We start from the raw sequence: 20426 nt of genomic DNA, 5'->3' as shown, positions 1-20426 counted from the left end.
CGTCTCGGCCCGCCTGGGAGTGTCAATGTTCCGCGATTTCAGAATGTCGTTTTTGGTCACAGCGATCTGCCTGGGCCTGGCTGCCTGGTGGGGTCATACCTCCGCGATGGGCATCTGGCAGGCGCTGTGGCTGTGCCTGGTGCTGAGCGTGCTGGAGGTGTCGTTGTCGTTCGACAACGCGGTGGTCAACGCCGGCGTGCTCAAGCACATGAACGCGTTCTGGCAGAAACTGTTCCTCACCGTCGGCATCCTGATCGCGGTGTTCGGCATGCGCCTGGTGTTTCCGATCGTGATCGTGTCGGTGGCCACCGGCATGGGCCTGGTGCCGGTGATGCAGATGGCGCTGAAGGAGCCGGACCGCTACAGCCAGGTGCTGACCGACAACTACCCGTCCATTGCCGCCTTCGGTGGCATGTTCCTGCTGCTGGTGTTCCTGAACTTCCTGTTCGACCAGGAGCGCAAGCTGCACTGGCTCGGCCCGGTGGAACGGCTGGTCGGCAAGCTGGGCAAGGCCGATGCGATGTCGGTGATCGTGGCGGTGACGGTCCTGCTGTGCACCAAGTTGTTCCTGCCCGAGGCCATCTTCCAGAGCGTGCTGTTCGCCGGCCTGGGCGGCATCCTGCTGTACCTGCTGGTCGGCAGCGTGGATGCCTTGTTCGAGTCCGAAGAGAGCGAAGACGGCATGGGCCCGGCCAAGCGCTCGGGCATTGCCGCCTTCCTGTACCTGGAAGTGCTGGACGCCTCGTTCTCGTTCGACGGGGTGATCGGCGCGTTCGCGATCACCCGCGATGTGGTCATCATCATGCTGGGCCTGGCGATCGGTGCGATGTTCGTGCGTTCGATGACGGTCTATCTGGTGCACAAGGGCACGCTGGACGAGTTCGTGTTCCTGGAGCACGGCGCCCATTACGCCATCGGCGTGCTGGCGATCATCATGCTGGTCGGCACCGTGTACCACGTGCCGGAAGTACTCACCGGCCTGATCGGGGTGGCCTTCATTGCCGCCTCGGTGTGGTCGTCGATCCGCTACCGCAAGCGCAACCGGCTGGGCCCGACCGAGATCTGAGCGGCGCCGCGCCGGAGGCGGCCGCAGGCCGACGGTGTGGGTAGTCGCGACCGCCGTGGCAGCGCCAGAAAAACTGCGACCGATACCACGTTTGGCGTGCACGTCGGGTGAGTGCGCCAGCCGGTTCAGAACCTTCCCGACTTGACCTGCGCAGTCGGATTCGTCCTCCGGCCACCGCGCCCGACCGCTTGTCCGAGCAGCCCATTGCGGCACAAGGCTTGCGGTAATTTGGGCACATTTGGTGTTGACCCCCCGGGGGTACCCCACTATCTTGGGGTTCGGTGGTGACCGCCCCCAAGTGGCACCGAGTGACGACGCGGATGCGCAAGCCGCATCGCCTGCAGCTTCCCGCGCAGCGGCCTGGACGCGTTCCGGCAGGGCCGCGGCCGCTGCAGGATCCGACGACGGCAGCGCGTCGCCACCGACCGAACCATCACGCGACAGCACACCGCGTGATGGCGGCCATGGGACTCGGAAGATTGGTAGGAGACGCTGCCGTGGGCCCTGGGGCCGCGCGTCGTGTCTCCTGTCTCGCCAATGCCATCCGCAGTCCCCTGGCCGTCGCCTGCTCCCCAAGCGGGTTCGTGTGCCTACGCATGGAGGACGCATGACCACCAACGACACCCTTGCCGCGATCGCCGCCGGTACCGCAACACCCACCAGCGTTCCCGCCAGTGTCAGTGCGCCTGCCTGCGGCGCGCCGGAATTGACCGACCCGTCGGACATCGTGCCGCCTCCCCGCCAAGCCATTGCAATGCACGCACAGACCATCGAAGAACAAACCGTCGCCACCTGGATCACCAAGGAAGCCGGCAATCGCAAGATTCCGTTCGAGGCGCAGCGCCTGGAGCATGCCATCGACCAGATCCATGCCGAGTTCCCGCAGCTGGACGTGGCCGACTACAAGCGCTCGGTGTTCGGGTTCGTCGAGCGCAAGGACAGCGTCAACGCCGACGATCTGGTCGACCACCTGATCCGCGAGGCCGAAGCCCGCGTCGATCTGACCACCCCGGAGTGGGAGCACTTCGCTGCGCGTCTGTACCTGCGCCGCCTGTACAAGCGCGCCAGCCGCAACCGGTTCTACGATGCCAGCCAGAAGTACGGCTCGTTCGTCGGCCTGCAGGAAAGCCTGGCCGACCGCAATGTCTATTCCAACGACATCCTGCGCCGCTACTCCAAGGACGAACTGATCGAAGCCGGCAAGATGATCGAGCCCGAGCGCGACACGCTGTTCGCCTACAACGGCCTGTACCTGCTGGCCACGCGTTACCTGGCCACCGACAACTCGCGCGGCGTGTTCGAGCTGCCGCAGGAGCGCTGGCTGACGATTGCGCTGTACCTGATGCAGGACGAGATCGGCACCGGCAAGGGCAGCCGCGAGCGCCGCATGCAGCTGGTGGGCGAGGCCTACTGGGCGCTGTCCAATCTGTACATGACCGTGGCCACCCCGACCCTGGCCAATGCCGGCAAGGTCGGCGGCCAGCTGTCGAGCTGCTTCATCGACACCGTCGACGACAGCCTGCAGGGCATCTACGACTCCAATACCGACGTGGCGCGCGTGTCCAAGCACGGCGGCGGCGTGGGCGCGTACCTGGGCTATGTGCGTTCGTCCGGTTCGGCGATCCGCGGCGTGTCCAACTCCTCCGGCGGCGTGGTGCCGTGGATCAAGCAGCTCAACAACACTGCGGTGTCGGTGGATCAGCTGGGCCAGCGCAAGGGCGCCATCGCGGTCTATCTGGACATCTTCCACCGCGACATCGAAGCGTTCCTGGACCTGCGTCTGAACAACGGCGACCAGCGCCTGCGCGCGCACGACGTGTTCACCTCGGTGTGCATCCCCGACCTGTTCATGGAAGCGGTCGAGCGCCGCGGCGACTGGTACCTGTTCGACCCGCACGAGGTCAAGCGCATCAAGGGCTGGTATCTGCAGGACTTCTTTGATGAGAAGAAGGGCGACGCCAACAGCAGCTTCCGTCGCAAGTACGAAGAAGTCGTCGCCGACGAGCGCATCACCCGCAAGACGGTCAAGGCGATCGACATCTTCAAGCGCATCATGGTCAGCCAGCTGGAAACCGGCAATCCGTTCATGTTCTATCGCGATGAAGTCAATCGCAAGAACCCGAACAAGCACGAGGGCATGGTCTATTCGTCCAACCTGTGCACCGAGATCCTGCAGAACATGAGCCCGACGCGGATGATGCAGGAGATCATCAGCGGCAATCAGATCGTCACCACCAAGAAGGCCGGTGACTTCGTCGTGTGCAACCTGTCCTCGATCAACCTGGGCCGCGCGATCACCGTGCAGGCCGACCAGGCCGATCTGCTGGGCGCCGACGTGCTGGAGCGGTTGATCCCGATCCAGGTGCGCATGCTCGACAACGTGATCGATCTGAATCAGTTGCCGGTGCCGCAGGCCACGATTACCAACCAGAAGTACCGCGCGATCGGTCTGGGTACCTTCGGCTGGCACCACCTGCTGGCGCAGAAGGCCATCCACTGGAATGCCAAGGACGCCGAGGACTACAGCGACGAGCTGTACGAGCGGATCAACTACCTGACCATCCAGGCGAGCATGGAGCTGGCCAAGGAAAAGGGCACCTACAGCGTGTTCCGGGGCAGCGACTGGCACACCGGCGAGTACTTCCGTGCGCGCGACTACAACAGCCCGCAGTGGCTGGAGCTGTCGGCGCAGGTCGCGGTCAATGGCGTGCGCAATGCCTGGATGCTGGCGGTGGCGCCGAACATGAGTACCGCGCAGATCGCCGGTTCCACCGCCTCGATCGACCCGATCTACAGCGCGTTCTACTACGAAGAGAAGAAGGACTTCCGTCGTCCGGTTGCCGCGCCCGGCCTGTCGCTGGACACCTGGCCGTACTACGAGAAGGGCGCCTACAAGGTCGACCAGTTCGCCAGCGTGCGCCAGAACGCGCGTCGCCAGCGTCACGTGGACCAGTCGATCAGCTTCAACTTCTACGTGCCCAGCACCATCCGTGCAAGCACGCTGCTGGACCTGCACATGACCGCCTGGCGCGAAGGCTTGAAGACCACGTACTACGTGCGTTCCAACGACATCGACATCAGCGAATGCGAGTGGTGCAGTAGCTAAGCGCATTCGCGCTTCGCTTCCACGGTTCGCGTTGCGAACCGTGGACCCTGCTTCACCAGCTCCCACACCCCGCGCCTTCGGCGCGCCCCCTGACTCAGGGGGCTTTGCTCCAGCAGGTATAGCGTCGTCATCGGCGCAGTGAAACCCGAGAAAGAATATGGCCCTGTCTGCAACACCGCTTGAACGCATCAAAATTCTTGAGCCGCGTCACCCGAACCGTTCGACCGGCATCATCAACGGTCAGACCTCGGGCATCCTCAACTGGAACGACATTCCGTACCCGTCCTTCTATCGGGCCTACAAGGAGCTGTCGACCAACTTCTGGATCCCCGACGAGGTGGACATGAAGGGCGACGCGCGCCAGTACAACGAGCTGTCGGCGCGCGAAAAGAATGCCTACGATTCGATCATCGGCTTGCTGGCCACGCTGGATTCGCCGCAGACGCGCTTCATCTACAACGTCGCCGAATACATCACCGACCCGGCCGCGCATGCCAATGCCGCCATCATCGGCCAGCAGGAAGTGATCCATAACGAGAGCTACAGCTACGTGCTGGCCTCGATCACCGGCCTGGCCGACCAGAACCGCGTGTTCGAGATCGCGCGCACGCACCCGACCATCATCAAGCGCAACGCGCCGATCATGGGCGCCTACGAAGACTTCATGCGCGAGAAGACGGCCGAAACGCTGATTCGTTCGCTGATCCAGTCCTCGATCCTGGAGGGCATCAACTTCTATTCCGGCTTTGCGTACTTCTACAATCTGGTCCGCCAGAACCGCATGACCGGCACCGGCAAGATCATCAGCTTCATCAACCGCGACGAACTGGCGCATTCCAAGTTCATCAGCGAACTGGTCCGCGCCATCATCGGCGAGAACCAGGCGCTGCAGGGCGATCAGCTCACCGATTACGTGCACAAGGCCTTCGAGCACGCGATCGACCTGGAAACCCAGTGGACCGCCGAAGTGCTGGACGGCATCGACGGCATCGACGTGGACGAGATGATCCGCTACGTGAAGTACCGCGCCAACAAGATGGCCGGCATGCTCGGCATCGAGAAGCTGTACGAAGGCGCCAACGACAACGTGATGCCGTGGATCAAGGCCTACGCCGACAACTTCACCGAGACCAAGACCGACTTCTTCGAGATGCGCAATGCCTCGTACAAGAAGACCAACTCGGATAACGGCTTCGACGATCTGTGAGTAGCCGGGATTCGGGATTTGGGATTCGTTGAAACGCCGGGATTAGGCAGTCGAGATTTGGGATTCGTCACAGCAGCATTTGCGCTACGACAAATCGATTAACGACTTTCAATGACGTATCAGTTGCCGCCTTTGCGAATCCCCAATCCCGACTCCCCAATCCCCGCCCCATGAACATCCTGCTCGCCCTGGCTTCGTTGAGCGGCAACACGCGCGATCTGGCGCGTGCGGTGGCGCTGCGCTGCGAAGCGGCGGGGCATGTGGTGACCTGGCTGGAAACCGATGTGCAGCGGCTGGAACAGGTGCCGCATGCGCCCGGGCAGTACGAGCTGGTGCTGCTCGGTAGCTGGACCGACAATGGCGGGCGTACGCCGGCGGAGATGAAACGTTTCATCGTCGAGCTGGTCGAGACGCTGGGCAAGCCGCCGCGTGTTGCCGTGTTCGGCACCGGGGAAACGCAGTGGGGCGAAGAGTATTTCTGCGGCGCGGTGCATCGTATGGCGCGCTTCTTCGACAGCCCGTTTCCCCGTTTGACCATCGAACAGATGCCCCACGGTCAGCGCGATGCGCAGGCCATCGCCGCCTGGACCGAGACGGTCCTGGCCCAATGCAAGAACGATCCCAATGCAGACCATTACCGTCACGTCGCCTGAGCACTACACCCAGACCCTGGCTACGCATCCGCGCGCGCTGGTGGATTTCTACAAGGACAATTGCCCGGGCTGCAAGATGCTCGACATGTCGCTGACCAAGTTCGCTGCGAGCGAGGACGCCGCGGGCGTCGCACTGCTCAAGGTGAAGCTGGAAGTGGTGGGCGAGGCGTTCTTCCGCGATCTGGGCCTGCGGCAGACGCCGACCCTGGCGTTGTTCAAGGACGGCGCCGAAGTGGCGCGTCTGCCGGGCTTCCAGTCGCCGGCGCAGGTCGAAGCGGCGGTCCGCAGCGGACTGTGAGCGCAGTGGCCGCCCGCGCAAGACGCCGCGGCCCGCGATGAGCCCGGTTGTCTCGTTGGTGGCCTGGAGCTTGCTGATCCCCGGGCTGGGCATGCTGCCGGGCGCGGCGCTGTTGCCGGACCAGGCGCGCTGGATCCTGTCGTTGCTGGGCGTGGGAGGCGGCATCCTCGGCTATCGCGCCTGGCATGCGCGTCGCGCCCTCTGGTTGCGCCAGCATGGCACGGTGCTGGAGGTGACCTTCGTGTGCGTGGAACGCAATGCGTCCCTGCAGGTCAAACGGCGTGCACCTGTTCCGTATCCTTGCCCATCGCCACGACCGCACGCATAACGCCTTGGCCGAGTATCGCAGCGACAACCTGTGGACGGACCCGCAGCCGTTTCTGGCCGATGGGCAGCCACTGCGCGTGTTCGTCGATCCGCAGCGACCCGCGCGTTATCACATGGACCTGAGTTTCCTGCCGACGCTGCGTCGCTGATCGACGGGCTTTCCTTCCTTCTTCCGGTGCCGCCTTCATGACCAACTCCACCCCCGTTGCACCGACCGAAGCCCGCATGGCCGAGATCGTGTTTCCCAACCACACCAATCACCTGGGCACCTTGTTCGGTGGACAGGCGCTGGCGTGGATGGACAAGGCCGCGTTCCTGGCCGCCTCGCGCTATGCGCGACGGACGGTGGTGACCGCACGTTCGGACCAGGTGGATTTCAAGCTGCCGATCCGTCAGGGCCAGATGGTGGAAACCGTCGCGCGCGTGGTGTCGGTGGGACGCAGCTCGATCAAGGTGGAAGTGGAGCTGATCGCCGAAGATCTGCTCAGCGGCGCGCGCGAGCTGTGCACGCGCGGGCAGTTCGTGATGATTGCGCTGGATGCCGATGGCAAGCCCACGGCGGTGCCGGCATTACCGGCAGCCGACTAAGCGCAGCCAACCTACTGTGCTCACCGCCAGGCGGGCGCGGCCGGTCTCGGTGCGGCATGTGCCACGCGTACACCGCGGTTCCTCCGCACCGTCCACCCCCGCCTGACTGTTCGCTACGCTGTGTGGGCCGCGCTTAGTTGATTTTGCCAACCCCGGCGTTCTCGCGCACGGTGTTCGCGTTGCTGGAAGCCGAAGCGGGTATCACCAGCGATGTGCTGACCGGGCCGAACGCTGCCAGGGCTTGTTCGTCCAGCGGCCGATTCTTGCTGCCACTGGTGATCTGGTCATTGGCCACGCATTCTCGACCGAGGTATTGCATGCAGAGGTCGTTACGCGGATCGCTCATGCCGGCGAAGGGCGCAAACGTGTAACCGGGACCTGGGCTGTGCGGATAGAGATAGACCGGCAGGCTCACCTTGTTGAAGTAATTGCCTTCCAGCAGCAGCGCCGTTGAGGTCAACGGCATCGCGGCGCCTTCCTTGGAAAGGTCTTCGAAATAATTGTTGACCATATGCGCCAGCACCGACGCGTTATTCAGGCCGCCGGCATGCGGTCCACGACCGGAGGTGTGATGCACATAATTGCGTGCGACGGTGATGGTGTCGTGCGCGCCCAGGAACAGCCATAACCAGTAATGCCGATTGTCGCAAGTGGAGGAGGTGCTGGTGCGTCCATCGAATTCGTTATTGGACAGGGTCACGTGCGAGGCGCTGCCGAAGCCGGTCACCACCATTTGTCGGCCGATTCGGGCGGTCCACCCAGACCCCGTCCGCGTCGTCGATTGCGAGCGCATCGCCGCCCCAGACCACGCTTGGATTGATATCGGAAATCGTGATGTTCTGGATGATGACGTTGCTGTTGCCGCCGCCCACGCGTAACCCGCGTCCCGTGATGGCGCCATCGCTGCCCAAATCGATCAGGGTCTTGTTGGAGCCGATCTGCAGGGGCGTGCGTCCGGCATTATCGAAACTGACCCGCAAAGCCGTGCGGCCTGCGCAATAGTTGGAGATATTCAAGCCCAGCTGGCTGGTGCCGGTGCTGCACGTGGTGGCCACGCACCCGGTCGTGGTCGTGGTGGGAGACCCATCGTTGATCTGTGAGCCGGTGAAGTCGAAGGTTCTGTCCAGCACGATCACGCGCGGGGTGGTGTCGGTGCACTGGTTGCCTGCGAAGCTGCTGCAGAGCGCTTGCTGCAGCTCCAATAGAGAGGTGGGTCTGACAGCGGGGGCATTACCGCCACCTGTGACGCCGACGGCGAAACCATCCCGGGTGCCGACTGCTTGGGCGCAGGCCTGGTTGGTAAACACAGCTGCGGCCAACAACAGTGCTGATGAAGCACAACGAAGACAATGAGAAGGCATGGAGGGCTTCAAGAAAAATCCTCGCCAGGGAGAGTTGAGCGAGGAGGGGTCGAGGGGAGAGTTGTTATGTTCAAGTGATGGCAGCCTGAACAAGCGGACTCTAGCACCCAAACGAAGCGTATTCAGCCTTGAGCGGCGTCGATGGGGCCACTGCAGAGAATCTTGATGCAGCAATTTCGCTGCACGCGACAGGAGTGCGTAATCGCGTACATGCTTCGACCATAGCGCACGGGTTCCTCGAGGGCCTCATCCGGCAATGCGCGCACCGCCTGCGCAAGTGAGCCCTGAATGTCCTACTCCTGCACCTCGCGGTCTTCGCGCTTGGTTTCTTCCATCGCTTCGGGTTCCAGCTCTTCGGCGCTGCGATTGAGTTTGACGAACACGCCCCAGGCGATCAGCAGCAGCGCGGCGCACGAGCCAACGGCGGCGGCGTACGGCAGCTTGGCCGGGTCGGCATGCATCAGTTCGAAGATCGATACCAGCGTCTCGATCGCCAGCGCAATCACGATCACCACGAAAAAGCGCGAGAGATAACGCCGCACCCGCGTGGGACCACTGACCTTGACGTCACGCAGGATCTCTTCTTCGAAGATGGTCTGACCCAGCTCCAGCGTCACCAGCGCTACGGTGAGCAGGCCGACGGCCTCCAGTACCACATTGAAACGGTCGCGTACCACCATGTCGCCGCCGGGAGTGAAGCCATGCCACAACTCCAGCCCGGCCATCGCCACCAGCCCCGCCGCGCACAGCACGAAGAACGCCAGGATGACGAAGTGACCGGCACGGAACAGGTGGCTGAGCAGCTTCATGATGACGGCGGCGATGGAGGGATGCAAAGCATCGTGTGCGTGGTGTCGTGGCTGTGCGAAGGCTACGCCAAGCTGATGCGCCCTCATCCGGCGCTTCGCGCCACCTTCTCCCGCAGGCGGGAGAAGGGATCTACCGGAGCCGGGCGGTGGACTGGCGAAGGTCGACGCGGCGGTGCGAAGGCTACGCCAAGCAAACACGCCCTCATCCGGCGCTTCGCGCCACCTTCTGCCGCAGGCGGGAGAAGGGATCTACTGGAGCCAGGCGGTGGACTGGCAAAGGTCGACGCGGCGGCACGAAGGCTACGCCAAGCAAACGCGCCCTCATCCGGCGCCTCGCGCCACCTTCTCCCGCAGGCGGGAGAAGGATCTGCCGGGGCCAAGCGGCGTAGAAGTACGCAGGTCGCTCGGCCAGTCATGCAGCGCCAGCGACCACTCCCTTCTCCCGCGTGCGGGGGAAGGTGCCCGAAGGGCGGATGGGGGCGGGGCATGCGTCGCATGCGCATGGCCACCCGCCATCCCCATCAGCTATGCCGCAGCACCTGATACGCCTGCAGATGCACATTGGCGGCCATCAGCAGCGGCGCGTTGCGCCCGGTCTCGCGCACGCGCGCCAGCATGTCGCCGACGATCTGCGCCGCTTCCACGTCCTGGCCGGCTTCCAGGTCGCGCAGCATCGAGGCCTTCAACGGCGAATCCACCTGCAGCAGGGTCTGCAGCGCCTTCGCGCGAGCGCCCTCCGGAATCGACTGGCCGGCCGCATCGGCAGCCCACAGGCATTCGTTGTACAGGCCGTTGATCAACGCACGCCCATCGTCGGTGGCCACGATCGCTCCCACCGGCGCACGCATCAAACAGGTGGCCGCGGCCAGCGCGGTGAGGAAGCTGTACTTGATCCATTGTTCCTGCGCGATCTGCTCGCTGGCCACATGGGTGATGTCGGCCTGCGCGCAGGCCGCGGCAAACGCCTGCACCCGTGCCGAATGCGCGTCACCGCTACGCTCGCCGAAGGTGATCGCCGCCGGCTTGCCCAGGTGCAGAATCTCGCCGTGCTCGCCCTTGGTCGCGCTGATGAAGCACAGCCCGCCCAGCACGCGTGCGGCGCCGAAGCGTGCGTCCAGGGCCGCGTAATGGCGCAGCCCGTTGAGGATCGGCAGCACCGTGGTGCGCTCGCCCACCGCCGGCGCAATGGCCTCGATGGCGCTGTCCAGGTCGTAGGCCTTGCAGCTGAGCATCACCAGGTCGAACGGCTGTTGCGCTACCAGCGCCGGCAAGTCCTGCGCGGTGCCATGCGCCACCTGCAGATCGGCATCGCCCAGCGGGCTGCGGATGCGCAAGCCGTCGGCCTGCAACTGCGCCGCACGCGCTTCTCGCACCAGGAAGGTGACGTCCACACCGGCCTGCGCCAGCCGCCCGCCGAAATAGCCACCGGTACCGCCGGCGCCCAGGATCAGGATGCGCATGGCCCATCAGCTCCGCAACCCCACACCCCGCCGCAGCAGCCACAGCGCCAGCGCGCTGAGCACCGCGACAAACCCCAGCATCAGCGCGTAGGCCACCCAGATCGGCACATCCGAGCTGCCGAGCAGGCCGTAGCGGAACGCGTTGACCATGTAGAAGATCGGGTTGGCATGGGTGGCCGCCTCTGCCCAACCGGGCAGCAGCTTCACCGAATAGAACACGCCGCCCAGGTAGGTGAGCGGGGTCAGGATGAAGGTGGGCACGATCGCCACGTCGTCGAACTTCTTGGCGTAGACCGCGTTGACGAAGCCAGCCAGCGAGAAGATGGTCGCGCCCAGCAGCACCGTGGTCAGCGTGACGATCGGATGCGGGATGCGCACCGGGGTGAAGAACATCGCGATGATCAGCACGATCGCGCCCACCATCACGCCGCGCAGCACCGCGCCGGACACATAGCCCCACAGGATCACCCAGTTGGGCATCGGGCTGACCAGCAGCTCTTCCACGTGGCGGCCGAACTTGGCGCCGAAGAAGCTGGAGGAGATGTTGCCGTAGCTGTTCTGGATCACGCTCATCATCACCAGGCCCGGCACGATGAACTGCATGTAGCTGTAGCCGCCCATGTCGCCCACGCGCGAGCCGATCAGCCCGCCGAAGATCAAAAAGTACAGCGTCATGGTGATGGCCGGCGGCACCAGGGTCTGGCCCCAGATGCGCAGGATGCGCTGCACTTCGCGGCGCACGATGGTGCCCAGCGCGATCCAGTTGCGCTGGCGGGGTGTTGCGGGCGTGGCGGACATCGACGGCTCCGAGGGACTCATGGGTGGCCTGCCGGGCGCAACGGCGCCGCTGAGGCAGGGGCCGGGGCGGCGACGGTCTCGCCAGGCTCGGTCAAACGAACGAACAATTCTTCCAGCCGGTTGCTCTTGGTGCGCATCGAGCGCACCCGGATGCCGGCATCGCCCAGCGTGGCGAACACGCGGTTGAGGTCCATCGCGCGCGGTATGTCCAGGTCCAGCGTGTGGCCGTCGATGGCGGTGAGAGTGGTGCCTTCGATCACCGGCAGCTGGGCGGGCAGCTCACCGTCGATATCGAACAGGAAGCCTTCCACGTCGAGCTTGGACAGCAGTTCGCGCATCGGCCCCTGGGTGACGATCTGGCCGTGGTTGATGATGGCCAGGTTGCGGCACAGGTGCTCGGCTTCTTCCAGGTAATGGGTGGTCAGGATGATGGTGGTGCCGGCGGCGTTGATGTCCTTGAGCACGCGCCACATGTCGCGACGGATCTCGATGTCCACACCGGCGGTGGGTTCGTCCAGGATCAGCAGGCGCGGCTGGGTCATCATGGCGCGGGCGATCATCAGCCGGCGCTTCATGCCGCCGGACAGCGTGCGGCTCATCACCTGGGCCTTTTCCCACAGGTGCGCGCGGCGCAGTTCCACTTCGGCCAGCGCTTCGGCCTGGCTGCGCGGCATGCCGTAGAAGCCGGCGTAATTGACCAGGATGTCGAAGGGCTTTTCGAACAGGTTGAAGTTGATTTCCTGCGGCACCAGGCCGATCAGGCGCATCGCCTCGCTGCGATGGGCGACCAGGTCGGTGCCGAACACTTCCACCTGCCCGCCGGACAGGTTCACCAGCGAGCTGATGATGCCGATCAGGGTCGATTTGCCGGCGCCATTGGGGCCGAGCAGGGCGAAGAAGTCGCCGGGCACCACGTCCAGCGACACGCCCTTGAGCGCCTGGGTGCCGTTGTCGTAAGTCTTGCGCAGGTCGCACACGCGCAGGGCGGGCGTACCGGGAGTTGGGGAATTCAAGCAGGATCCTTCGCGCCAGGGTCACGGCGCAGCGAGTTGCAGCCCGTTATTATAGAAGCCCGTGGGGGCTTGCCCCGATCACAGACTGTCCCAAATCCGTTCGTGCCCGTTCAATTCCCCCTCAAGCTTGTCGACCGGCGCATGCTTGCGCCCACCGTGGCCCACTGCCAGTTCGTGCGTGATGACGGACAGCCGCTGGATTTCCAGCCCGGGCAGTTCATCCAGATCCATTTCGCCGCTGCCGATGGCACGCCAACCAAGCGCAGCTATTCGCTGGCGACCCTCCACGACCATGCGCTGGGACCGGGCGAGGCGGTGGACATCGCGGTGAGCTTCGTGCCCGGCGGCTCGGCCACGGCGCTGTTCGAAGGTCTGGAGATCGGCGACCAGTTGCAGGCCAGCGGGCCGTATGGCCGCTTCTGCCTGCAGGCAGGCGACCATAACCGGCGCTACCTGCTGATCGCCACTGGCACCGGCGTCACCCCGTACCGCTCGATGCTGCCGTTGCTGGCCGAGGCAATCGCCACGCGCGGCGTGCAGGTGGTGTTGCTGCAGGGCGCGCGTACCCCGGCCGAGCTGCTGTATGGCGAGGATTTCCGTGCGTTTGCCGATGCACACCCACAGTTCCGCTATGTGCCCTGCTTCTCGCGCGAGTTGCCTGCCCAGCTGCATGCCGATGTGCGCCACGGCTATGTGCAGCAGCATCTGCCCGAGTTCGCGCCGGCGGCCGATGGCGATATCGCCTACCTGTGCGGCAACCCGGACATGGTGGATACCTGCCTAGCAGCGCTGAAGGAAAGCGGCCTGCCGAGTGCGCAGATCCGCCGCGAGAAGTACGTCAGCTCCACGCCGCCGAAGGTCTGAGGGCCCGGCGCAGGCGTCGAACCACATTATCGGCGTCTGTGAGCGCGCGTGGTCAGGTCGCGTCCTGCGCGCTCACGGATGCTCGCGCGCTCAAGCGTCCTCGCCAGCATCGCGATGCCCGCCGAACACGCGCCGGTATTGCGTTGGTGAGAGCGCGAGTGCGCGCCGGAAGTGATGCCGTAGCGTTTCGGTCGACCCGAAGCCGCAGCGCGTTGCGATCTGTTCGATGTCGGCGCCGGAGGTTTCCAGCATTTCGCGCGCACGGTTGAGCCGCTCGTTGACGATCCACTTGCCCGGCGACATGCCGGTGGTGGCTTGAAACCGACGCAGAAACGTGCGGCGGCTCATGCCCGCTGCGCTGGCCAGTGCGTCCACACAGTGATTCGCGGTGAGGTCCTGGGTGATGCGCTCGAGCAGCGGCCCGAGCCGGGTGCTTTCGTGGATCGGCGGCACTGGGCGGTCGATGAACTGGGCTTGCCCGCCGTCGCGGTGCACCGGCATCACCAGCCGTTTGGCGACCTGGTTGGCCACTGCCGGCCCGAAGTCGGCGCGCACGATATGCAGGCATAGATCGATGTCGGCGGCGCTGCCGGCCGAGGTCAGGATGTCGCCCTCATCGACGTAGAGCACGCCCGGCTCCACGGTGATCTGCGGGTAATGGCTGGCCAGCACCGCGGCGTTGCGCCAATGCGTGGTGGCCCTGCGCCCCTGTAAAAGGCCAGCCTGGGCCAGCACGAAGGCACCGGCGCAGATCGACACGATCCGCGTCTTTCGCTTGTGCGCACGTTGCAGCGCCTTGATCAGCGCAGCCGGTGCCGGTGCACTGGTATCTCTCCAGCTGGGAACGATGATGGTGTGCGCAGCGTCGAGAAGATCCAGCCCACCATCCACCTCCAGGCGAAGCCCGCCAAGCGCGCGCAGCGGGCCGGGTTCGGCCGCTGCAATGGCAAACCGGTACCAGCCCTGGCCCACTTCCGGGCGCGGCAATCCGAAGATTTCGGTGGTGATCCCGAATTCGAACAAGCCCAGCTGGTCGTACGCCACCACCACCACAAGGGGCGGCAACGCGTCGCGGCGTCTGCGGGGTTTGGAAGTTGGCATGAAATGACCGTCATGTGGCGTTTACGCCACTTTCACCCATCGCCTGCTGCTGCGCAACATGGGCACATGGTCTTTGTCATGCGAACCGAGCCATTGGCCGGTTTGTCCCTTCCCCTGGAGAACGATCGGTGAGTAACCCGTTGATGCGCGACACCTTATTCCTAGCCGAGGCTGCATTTGCGGTCGATGGCGATGGCCCCTTCTACTGTGGCGACTGCATTGCCATCGAAGGCTTGCTCAGCTTGGCCACGGCCATTGCCGGTGGGCTGGAGATCCGCCGGCTGCCATTCCCGCGGCCCCGGCAGGTGCTGGTCGACCTGCTGGGCGAGCAGCATCAGTCGCTGCCGGACCTGGTGTTGGCCACCGCCGATGCCGATGCCACCGGCAGCAAATCGGTTGGGCACTACCACGTGATCGACGACGAGGCAGCCATTCGCGCCTACCTCTCGCAGCGCTTCGGCGTTGCCCGGCAGCGCTGAGGCGGACCCCGGCCCAGTCTTCCCCCCGCCTTTCTGGAGAACGCACATGACGTGCACGCAAGCCACGCTGCTGTCCTTGTCGATCGCCGCCGCACTGGGCTGCATCGGAACCGCACGCGCGCAGCAGACAGCGACGGTGCCAGCCACCGAGGCGACCACGTTGGACCAGGTGGTGGTGAGCGGGCGCCTGCGCTCGCTGGAGCAATTCACCCCGACCGGCAGCCGGCTCAATCTGTCCGCACGTGAGACGCCCGGCACGCTGGATGCGATCAATGCTGCGGCAATCGATGCGCGCGGCCTGCGTAGCGTGGAAAAGGCGGCCGAAAGCCTGCCGGGCATCAATACCGGCGGCTCACCGGGAAATCCGGCAACCTTCTCGATGCGCGGCTTCACCGACGGGCAGATCACCATCCTGCACAACGGCCTGTATCTGGGCCCGTCGAACATGACCAACCGGCCGCAGAACACCTTCAACCTGCAATCGGTCGAAGTGTTGAAAGGCCCGGCGTCGGTGATCTACGGCCAGGGTGCGGTGGGCGGTGCGGTCAACGTGACCAATAAGGCGCCGACCTTCGGGCCGGCGCAACACGAAGCGCTGCTGGGCGCGTCCAGCTACGGTGGCCGGGTGTTCGGTGTCGGCGCCGGTGGCGGCATCAACGACGACTGGGCGTACCGCGCCGACGTCAGCCAGGTGTCCTCCGATGGCTATGTGCACAGCGCCGATTCCAGCGCGCTCAATGCCACCGTGTCGCTGCTCTGGCATCCGCGCGACGACATCAGCGCGCAATTTTCGCTGGACTACGCAAGGGACCAGCCCTCGACGTACTTCGGTACCCCGCTGGTGCCGGCCGATGTGGCGCGTAACCCCATCAACGGCATCCTGCGCGCGCCCAATGGCGAGGTCGTCGATGGCGCCACCCGCCGCAACAACTACAACGTGGCCGATGCCAGCATCGACTCACGTCAGGTGTGGCCGCAGGCGTATCTGAAGTGGGAGGTCTCCGACGCCGTCACCTTGCAGAACATGGCCTATTACTTTCATGCCGATCGGCGCTGGCTGAACTCGGAGAGTTACAGCTACAACGCGCAGACGAACCTGATCGATCGCGATCGCTTCTTCGTGTATCACGATCAGACGCTGTGGGGGAATCAAACCAGCGCGACCTTCGACCACCGCATTGCTGGTTTGAACAATCGCCTGGTGGTGGGCCTGGATTACAGTCGCCTGGATTTCGTCAGGAACCGCGGTTTTCCTGATGGCGATAGCGTGGTGTTGGACACGCGGGACCCAAGCGGCACGTTCGGCGAGCGGGTGCGCCGACGCAGCCCCACCACCTGGACCAATCCCGCGCTGTTTTTTGAAGATGCGCTGGATGTCACCGACAAGGCAAAACTGGTACTGGGCGGGCGCTACGAATATCTCAATCTAGATCGCAAGAACTTCGGTCCGGATGGTGGGTTTCAGGCGGCATCGAGTTTCTCGCGCACCTATCGCCCGGCCAATGGCCGCGTCGGTCTGGTCTATGCGCTCACCCCGGCCATCACCCCCTATGCGTCCTACACCATCGCCACCGATCCGGCTGGCTCCAATATCTTCATCGTCAATGCGGGACAGGATTTTGCATTGAGCAAATCGCGGCAGGCGGAAGTGGGCGTCAAGGCGGCCACGGCCGATCAAGGTCTGAGCGGCACGCTGGCGGTCTATGACATCAAACGCAACAACATCCTGGCGCTGACGGCGCAGGATGCGCTCAGCAACATCGGCCGGCAAACCTCGCGCGGGTTTGAACTCAGCGTCGATGCGCAGCTGACCTCGCAGTGGAGTGCAAATGCCAATTACGCCTACGTCGATGCCGAGTACGCGCAATTCATCGACAGCAACAGCGGCCTGGATGCCTCCGGCAACCGCCCGACCAACGTGCCCAAGTCGCTGTTCAATGCCTGGACCAGCGTCAGAAACGTGGCTGGCTTGCCATTGGAACTGGGCGCCTCGGTGCGGCATGTCGGAACGCGCTATGGAAACCTCGCCAACACGCTGCGCCTGGAGTCGTACACCTTGACCAGCGCGTATGCGACTTACGATGTGAGTTCCGAAGTATCGCTATCGCTGCACGCGGACAACCTGTTCAACACCAACTACGTCCAGTGGGCAGACGTGTTCTATCCCGGGCAGGTCATTCTGGGCCTGCCGCGGACAGTGGAGCTGAGCCTGCATGCACGCTTCTAACCGGGTGGCGCGGCCCAGGCCGAAGATGTTTTGGGTTGCCTGGTTGCATCGCTGGACCGGTGTGGCGTTCTGCCTGATGTTTGCGGTGTGGTTTGCCAGCGGGCTGGTGCTGGCGTTCGTGCCGTTCCCGGTGTTGAGCCCGCAACAGCGCTGGAGCGAGGCCGAGCGGATCGATCTGAGCAGGCTGGTGATTGCGCCTGCGCAGGCCCTGCGCCAGGTGCGCGATGCCACCACGCTGCGGTTGGTGTCGATCTCCGGGCGCCCCGGGTACGTGGTTGGCAACGCGACCACCATCACCACGGTCGATGGCATCGATGGTCGCGCGCGGGGCATGCTGAGCGCCGAGACGGCCAGCGCGATCGCTGCCGGCTTCGGCCATGCCGGCGTGCAGCGACTGGATGGCCCGCTGAAGTACGACCAATGGGTGGTGCATCAGAAGTTCGATCCGTGGCGGCCGTTCTATCGCGCCGCGCTGGACGACGACCTGGGCACGGTGCTGTACGTGTCGGCGCGCACCGGCGAAGTAGTGCAGCGTACGCATGCGAACGAACGCGCGTGGAACTGGGTCGGCTCGATTCCGCACTGGCTGTATTTCACCCAGCTGCGGCGCAGTTTCACTGCCTGGGACCGCACCGTGTGGTGGCTGGCGTTGGCCGCGCTGTGTAGCGCGAGCGCCGGCACCGTGCTGGGCGGGTACCGCACCTGGCAACGCGCACGCAGCCCCAAGCCGGCGTGGTCCGGTTTCCGCGGCTGGCTGCGCTGGCATCACGGGCTTGGCCTTGTCGCGGCCGTGTTCGTACTGGGCTGGATCTTCAGCGGCTGGCTGTCGATGGACCACGGCAGGCTGTTTTCCAGGGGCATTCCGGACCCGGGTCAGGTGGCGCGTTATTCCGGGGCGCCATTGCACGTTGCCTTTGCCAACGTCGATGCCAATGCACTGCGCTGTTTGTCGGGTGCAACACAGATCGACTTCACGACAGTCGGTGGCCGGCCGATCGCTGCTGCACGCGGGCCTGCAGGCACTGCAGTGAGCGATGGGGTGGGCGGTCGCATCACCGGCGCCCGTCTGTCGCCTGCGGCGATCCGGCAGGCGGCCGCAAACGTGTGGACACTCGACCCGGTGCTGTCCGCCCCCGACAGTGGCGAAGCGTTGTATCGCCAGGCCGACGCGATCGCGGCCGATGCGGTGCGGTTGACGGTGGCATCGCCGGCGCGCACTGCGCTGTATTCGACCCGGCCAGCGGCACGCCGCTGTTGGCGCTGGATGCCAGCCGCCGCACCTATGCCTGGCTGTATCTGGCCATTCACACCACCAACTTTCCGCTGTTGCAGTCGCATCCGCTACTCAGGCGCAGCGTGCAGATCGTGCCGCTACTGCTCGGCTTGGCGTTCTCGCTCACCGGTGTGGTGCTTGGCACGCGGCGACTGCTGTTGAGCCTGCGCAAGATCAGGCCGGCGACGCCGTAACGTGCGCAGCAACGGCAAGCCACCGAACATCGCGCGCCCATCGGCGCGCGACCGGATCGCAGCGCTGCACGACTAGGCCGCAGCCGGTAGCGCCGGTGGGCGCTGCAGCTCAACCGTGACATGCACCAGTTCTTCGTGAATCTGCAGTGCGTTGCGCACCAGGTCCGCATCGATATCTGCCGCGGTGACCAGGCTGACGACGCAGGCATAACGCTCGCTGCCGACGCGCCAGACATGCAGGTCGGCGATGTCGATCGCATGCGGCAGCTCGGCGATGACCTGCTTCACTTCTGCCACCACCGGTGCGTCCATCTCCGCATCCAGCAGCACGTTGCCGGTACTGCGCAGCAGCCCCCAGGCCCAGACGGTGACCAGCACTGCGCCGACGATGCCCATGATTGGGTCCAGCCAGGTCACGCCCCAGTGCATGCCGGCAACCAGCGCGACGATGGCCAGCACCGAGGTCGCGGCATCGGCCACCACGTGCAGATACGCCGCGCGCAGATTGAGATCGCTGTGCGCATCGTGGTGATGACCATGACCATGACCATGACCATGACTAGCGTGCGCGTGGCCATGATTTTCATGCCCGTGAGCGTGACCGTGTGCATGCCCGTGGGAATCGCGCAGCCACCATGCGCAGATCAGGTTCACCAGCAGGCCGATCACCGCAATGACGGTGGCTTCCTGATACTGGATGGGCTTGGGTGTGAACAGTCGTTCCACCGACTGGAAGGCCATCAATCCGGCCACGCCCAGCAACAGGATCGCGCTGGTGTAACCACCCAGCACCTCGACCTTCCATGTGCCGAAACTGAAACGCACGTCGCCGGCATGCTGCCGCGCAAAGCGGTAGGCGAACAACGCCAGCCCAAGTGCCAGCGCGTGCGAGCTCATATGCCAGCCGTCGGCCAGCAGGGCCATGGAATTGAGCATCCAGCCGCCCACGATCTCCACCACCATCATGATCACGGTCAGGATCACCGCCTTGCGGGTGCTGTGCTCCGCGAGCGGGTTGGCGCTGGCAAACGTATGCGACTGCGCGCAGTGGGGCGCGGGGTGCGTGATCGACATTGGCGGTGGCTCTGGCTAAGGTACCCCCACAGGGTATCCCAAATACCCCTGGGGGGTATACGGCAATGGCACATCTCAATCAGGACAAATCCAAATTGCTCGCACGCGTGCGCAGGATTCGCGGGCAGGTCGAAGGGCTGGAAAAAGCCCTGGCCCAGGACGTGGAGTGCACGGCGTTGCTGACCCAGGTGGCCGCGTTCCGCGGGGCGGCGCAGGGCTTGATGGTCGAATTGCTCGGCGAGCATCTGAAGCATCACGTCGCCACACCGGAGGCACTGGGCGAGCGCGAGCTGGCGGTGGATGACATCACCGCCATCCTCAAGACCTATCTCAAGTAAGCGCGACCGACGAAACGATCGCGCCTCGGCAGGCGTGGGCACGGCCTGCCTTCAATGCGGCGTACGCAGGCGTTGTCGCCCCTGCGTCGTGTGCCGCATGCAGCTGACATGCCGCATCGCATGCGTCACGACACGACATGACGTTGCGCGCGACGCCATCAGGCACGTCGCGCGCTGCAACGCTCTGCAT

The 20426-nt window shown here is 64.6% G+C and carries 19 protein-coding genes, 1 other RNA gene and 1 pseudogene; 13 read left to right on the top strand and 8 right to left on the bottom strand.

The annotated features are described in order from the left end of the window. Window positions 1-25: 25 nt before the first annotated feature. The 8 genes and pseudogenes from XCSCFBP4642_RS0122945 (at window position 26) to XCSCFBP4642_RS27900 (ending at window position 7374) form a co-directional block, all read left to right on the top strand. Window positions 26-1066, top strand: coding sequence for a DUF475 domain-containing protein (locus XCSCFBP4642_RS0122945; protein WP_029221836.1), 1041 nt, complete (start codon window positions 26-28; stop codon window positions 1064-1066). Between the two features lie 607 nt (window positions 1067-1673). After that, window positions 1674-4172 (top strand): ribonucleoside-diphosphate reductase subunit alpha, encoded by a 2499-nt coding sequence (locus XCSCFBP4642_RS0122940; protein ID WP_029221835.1) that lies wholly within the window; start codon window positions 1674-1676, stop codon window positions 4170-4172. A 163-nt stretch (window positions 4173-4335) separates the two neighbouring features. After that, entirely contained in the window at window positions 4336-5379 is a 1044-nt protein-coding gene (locus XCSCFBP4642_RS0122935; RefSeq protein WP_029221834.1) for a ribonucleotide-diphosphate reductase subunit beta, read from the top strand. Between the two features lie 170 nt (window positions 5380-5549). Next, window positions 5550-6032 (top strand): flavodoxin, encoded by a 483-nt coding sequence (locus XCSCFBP4642_RS0122930; protein WP_029221833.1) that lies wholly within the window; start codon window positions 5550-5552, stop codon window positions 6030-6032. Then, a complete protein-coding gene (locus XCSCFBP4642_RS0122925) occupies window positions 6004-6330 on the top strand; it encodes a thioredoxin family protein (RefSeq protein ID WP_029221832.1) in 327 nt (108 codons plus the stop codon). Before XCSCFBP4642_RS0122930 ends, XCSCFBP4642_RS0122925 begins: the two co-directional genes overlap by 29 nt. Before the next feature lie 37 nt (window positions 6331-6367). Then, window positions 6368-6806, top strand: a pseudogene (locus XCSCFBP4642_RS25645) (hypothetical protein). 37 nt (window positions 6807-6843) lie between these two features. After that, window positions 6844-7245: an acyl-CoA thioesterase gene (locus tag XCSCFBP4642_RS0122915; RefSeq protein ID WP_029221831.1), complete on the top strand. Its 402-nt coding sequence runs from the start codon at window positions 6844-6846 to the stop codon at window positions 7243-7245. Between the two features lie 56 nt (window positions 7246-7301). Continuing rightward, a non-coding RNA gene (locus tag XCSCFBP4642_RS27900) (sX9 sRNA) lies at window positions 7302-7374 on the top strand. A 4-nt stretch (window positions 7375-7378) separates the two neighbouring features. On the opposite strand, the gene XCSCFBP4642_RS29020 is transcribed toward XCSCFBP4642_RS27900, so the two are convergent. The 6 genes from XCSCFBP4642_RS29020 to XCSCFBP4642_RS0122890 all read right to left on the bottom strand — a co-directional run bounded on the left by XCSCFBP4642_RS29020 (window position 7379) and on the right by XCSCFBP4642_RS0122890 (window position 12686). After that, window positions 7379-7945, bottom strand: a complete 567-nt coding sequence (locus XCSCFBP4642_RS29020) for a polysaccharide lyase domain-containing protein (RefSeq protein ID WP_152527322.1) — start codon at window positions 7943-7945, stop codon at window positions 7379-7381. Beyond that, on the bottom strand, window positions 7929-8618 hold the full coding sequence (locus XCSCFBP4642_RS29015; protein ID WP_152527321.1) for a pectate lyase family protein: 690 nt from the start codon (window positions 8616-8618) through the stop codon (window positions 7929-7931). Before XCSCFBP4642_RS29015 ends, XCSCFBP4642_RS29020 begins: the two co-directional genes overlap by 17 nt. A gap of 281 nt (window positions 8619-8899) precedes the next feature. Further along, entirely contained in the window at window positions 8900-9415 is a 516-nt protein-coding gene (locus XCSCFBP4642_RS0122905) for a hypothetical protein (RefSeq protein WP_029221830.1), read from the bottom strand. Between the two features lie 521 nt (window positions 9416-9936). After that, window positions 9937-10875 carry a 2-dehydropantoate 2-reductase gene (gene panE, locus XCSCFBP4642_RS0122900; RefSeq protein WP_029221829.1) on the bottom strand — a complete coding sequence of 313 codons (939 nt, stop codon included), beginning with the start codon at window positions 10873-10875 and terminating at the stop codon, window positions 9937-9939. A gap of 6 nt (window positions 10876-10881) precedes the next feature. Then, window positions 10882-11694, bottom strand: a complete 813-nt coding sequence (locus XCSCFBP4642_RS0122895) for an ABC transporter permease (protein ID WP_029221828.1) — start codon at window positions 11692-11694, stop codon at window positions 10882-10884. Further along, the gene (locus tag XCSCFBP4642_RS0122890; protein WP_029221827.1) at window positions 11691-12686 is read right to left on the bottom strand and encodes an ABC transporter ATP-binding protein; all 996 of its coding nucleotides are present in this window, start codon (window positions 12684-12686) and stop codon (window positions 11691-11693) included. Before XCSCFBP4642_RS0122890 ends, XCSCFBP4642_RS0122895 begins: the two co-directional genes overlap by 4 nt. Before the next feature lie 36 nt (window positions 12687-12722). Here XCSCFBP4642_RS0122890 and XCSCFBP4642_RS0122885 point away from each other — a divergent pair, with 36 nt between their 5' ends. Then, a complete protein-coding gene (locus XCSCFBP4642_RS0122885; RefSeq protein WP_029221826.1) occupies window positions 12723-13550 on the top strand; it encodes a ferredoxin--NADP reductase in 828 nt (275 codons plus the stop codon). Between the two features lie 90 nt (window positions 13551-13640). On the opposite strand, the gene ftrA is transcribed toward XCSCFBP4642_RS0122885, so the two are convergent. Next, entirely contained in the window at window positions 13641-14651 is a 1011-nt protein-coding gene (ftrA, locus tag XCSCFBP4642_RS0122880) for a transcriptional regulator FtrA (RefSeq protein ID WP_029221825.1), read from the bottom strand. Window positions 14652-14779: 128 nt separating this feature from the next. On the opposite strand from ftrA, the gene XCSCFBP4642_RS0122875 reads away from it, so the two are divergent. Genes XCSCFBP4642_RS0122875 through XCSCFBP4642_RS25635 form a run of 3 tightly spaced genes read left to right on the top strand, consistent with a single transcriptional unit; the run spans window position 14780 to window position 18792 of the window. Then, window positions 14780-15130 carry a DUF3088 family protein gene (locus XCSCFBP4642_RS0122875; RefSeq protein ID WP_053329613.1) on the top strand — a complete coding sequence of 117 codons (351 nt, stop codon included), beginning with the start codon at window positions 14780-14782 and terminating at the stop codon, window positions 15128-15130. Between the two features lie 46 nt (window positions 15131-15176). Next, window positions 15177-17357: a TonB-dependent receptor gene (locus XCSCFBP4642_RS0122870; protein WP_029221823.1), complete on the top strand. Its 2181-nt coding sequence runs from the start codon at window positions 15177-15179 to the stop codon at window positions 17355-17357. A gap of 25 nt (window positions 17358-17382) precedes the next feature. Continuing rightward, entirely contained in the window at window positions 17383-18792 is a 1410-nt protein-coding gene (locus XCSCFBP4642_RS25635; RefSeq protein ID WP_235048246.1) for a PepSY domain-containing protein, read from the top strand. 104 nt (window positions 18793-18896) lie between these two features. Here the strand turns inward: XCSCFBP4642_RS25635 and dmeF are convergent, their stop codons facing one another. Beyond that, the gene (gene dmeF / locus XCSCFBP4642_RS0122860) at window positions 18897-19898 is read right to left on the bottom strand and encodes a CDF family Co(II)/Ni(II) efflux transporter DmeF (RefSeq protein ID WP_029221822.1); all 1002 of its coding nucleotides are present in this window, start codon (window positions 19896-19898) and stop codon (window positions 18897-18899) included. A gap of 65 nt (window positions 19899-19963) precedes the next feature. Here dmeF and XCSCFBP4642_RS0122855 point away from each other — a divergent pair, with 65 nt between their 5' ends. Next, on the top strand, window positions 19964-20236 hold the full coding sequence (locus tag XCSCFBP4642_RS0122855) for a metal/formaldehyde-sensitive transcriptional repressor (RefSeq protein WP_029221821.1): 273 nt from the start codon (window positions 19964-19966) through the stop codon (window positions 20234-20236). Window positions 20237-20426: the final 190 nt, after the last annotated feature.

Source organism: Xanthomonas cassavae CFBP 4642 (genome assembly GCF_000454545.1).
Taxonomy (GTDB): domain Bacteria; phylum Pseudomonadota; class Gammaproteobacteria; order Xanthomonadales; family Xanthomonadaceae; genus Xanthomonas; species Xanthomonas cassavae.
The sequence above is the reverse complement of the archived record's forward strand: the minus strand, read 5'-3'. Positions and strand labels throughout refer to the sequence as shown.

Bases quoted from the DNA above. Each gene is read 5' to 3' on its own strand.
- XCSCFBP4642_RS0122945 (WP_029221836.1), top strand. From the start codon at position 26: ATGTTCCGCGATTTCAGAATGTCGTTTTTGGTCACAGCGATCTGCCTG.
- XCSCFBP4642_RS0122940 (WP_029221835.1), top strand. From the start codon at position 1,674: ATGACCACCAACGACACCCTTGCCGCGATCGCCGCCGGTACCGCAACA.
- XCSCFBP4642_RS0122930 (WP_029221833.1), top strand. From the start codon at position 5,550: ATGAACATCCTGCTCGCCCTGGCTTCGTTGAGCGGCAACACGCGCGAT.
- XCSCFBP4642_RS0122925 (WP_029221832.1), top strand. From the start codon at position 6,004: ATGCAGACCATTACCGTCACGTCGCCTGAGCACTACACCCAGACCCTG.
- XCSCFBP4642_RS0122915 (WP_029221831.1), top strand. From the start codon at position 6,844: ATGACCAACTCCACCCCCGTTGCACCGACCGAAGCCCGCATGGCCGAG.
- XCSCFBP4642_RS0122905 (WP_029221830.1), bottom strand. From the start codon at position 9,415: ATGAAGCTGCTCAGCCACCTGTTCCGTGCCGGTCACTTCGTCATCCTG.
- panE (WP_029221829.1), bottom strand. From the start codon at position 10,875: ATGCGCATCCTGATCCTGGGCGCCGGCGGTACCGGTGGCTATTTCGGC.
- XCSCFBP4642_RS0122895 (WP_029221828.1), bottom strand. From the start codon at position 11,694: ATGAGTCCCTCGGAGCCGTCGATGTCCGCCACGCCCGCAACACCCCGC.
- ftrA (WP_029221825.1), bottom strand. From the start codon at position 14,651: ATGCCAACTTCCAAACCCCGCAGACGCCGCGACGCGTTGCCGCCCCTT.
- XCSCFBP4642_RS0122870 (WP_029221823.1), top strand. From the start codon at position 15,177: ATGACGTGCACGCAAGCCACGCTGCTGTCCTTGTCGATCGCCGCCGCA.
- XCSCFBP4642_RS25635 (WP_235048246.1), top strand. From the start codon at position 17,383: ATGTTTTGGGTTGCCTGGTTGCATCGCTGGACCGGTGTGGCGTTCTGC.
- dmeF (WP_029221822.1), bottom strand. From the start codon at position 19,898: ATGTCGATCACGCACCCCGCGCCCCACTGCGCGCAGTCGCATACGTTT.
- XCSCFBP4642_RS0122855 (WP_029221821.1), top strand. From the start codon at position 19,964: ATGGCACATCTCAATCAGGACAAATCCAAATTGCTCGCACGCGTGCGC.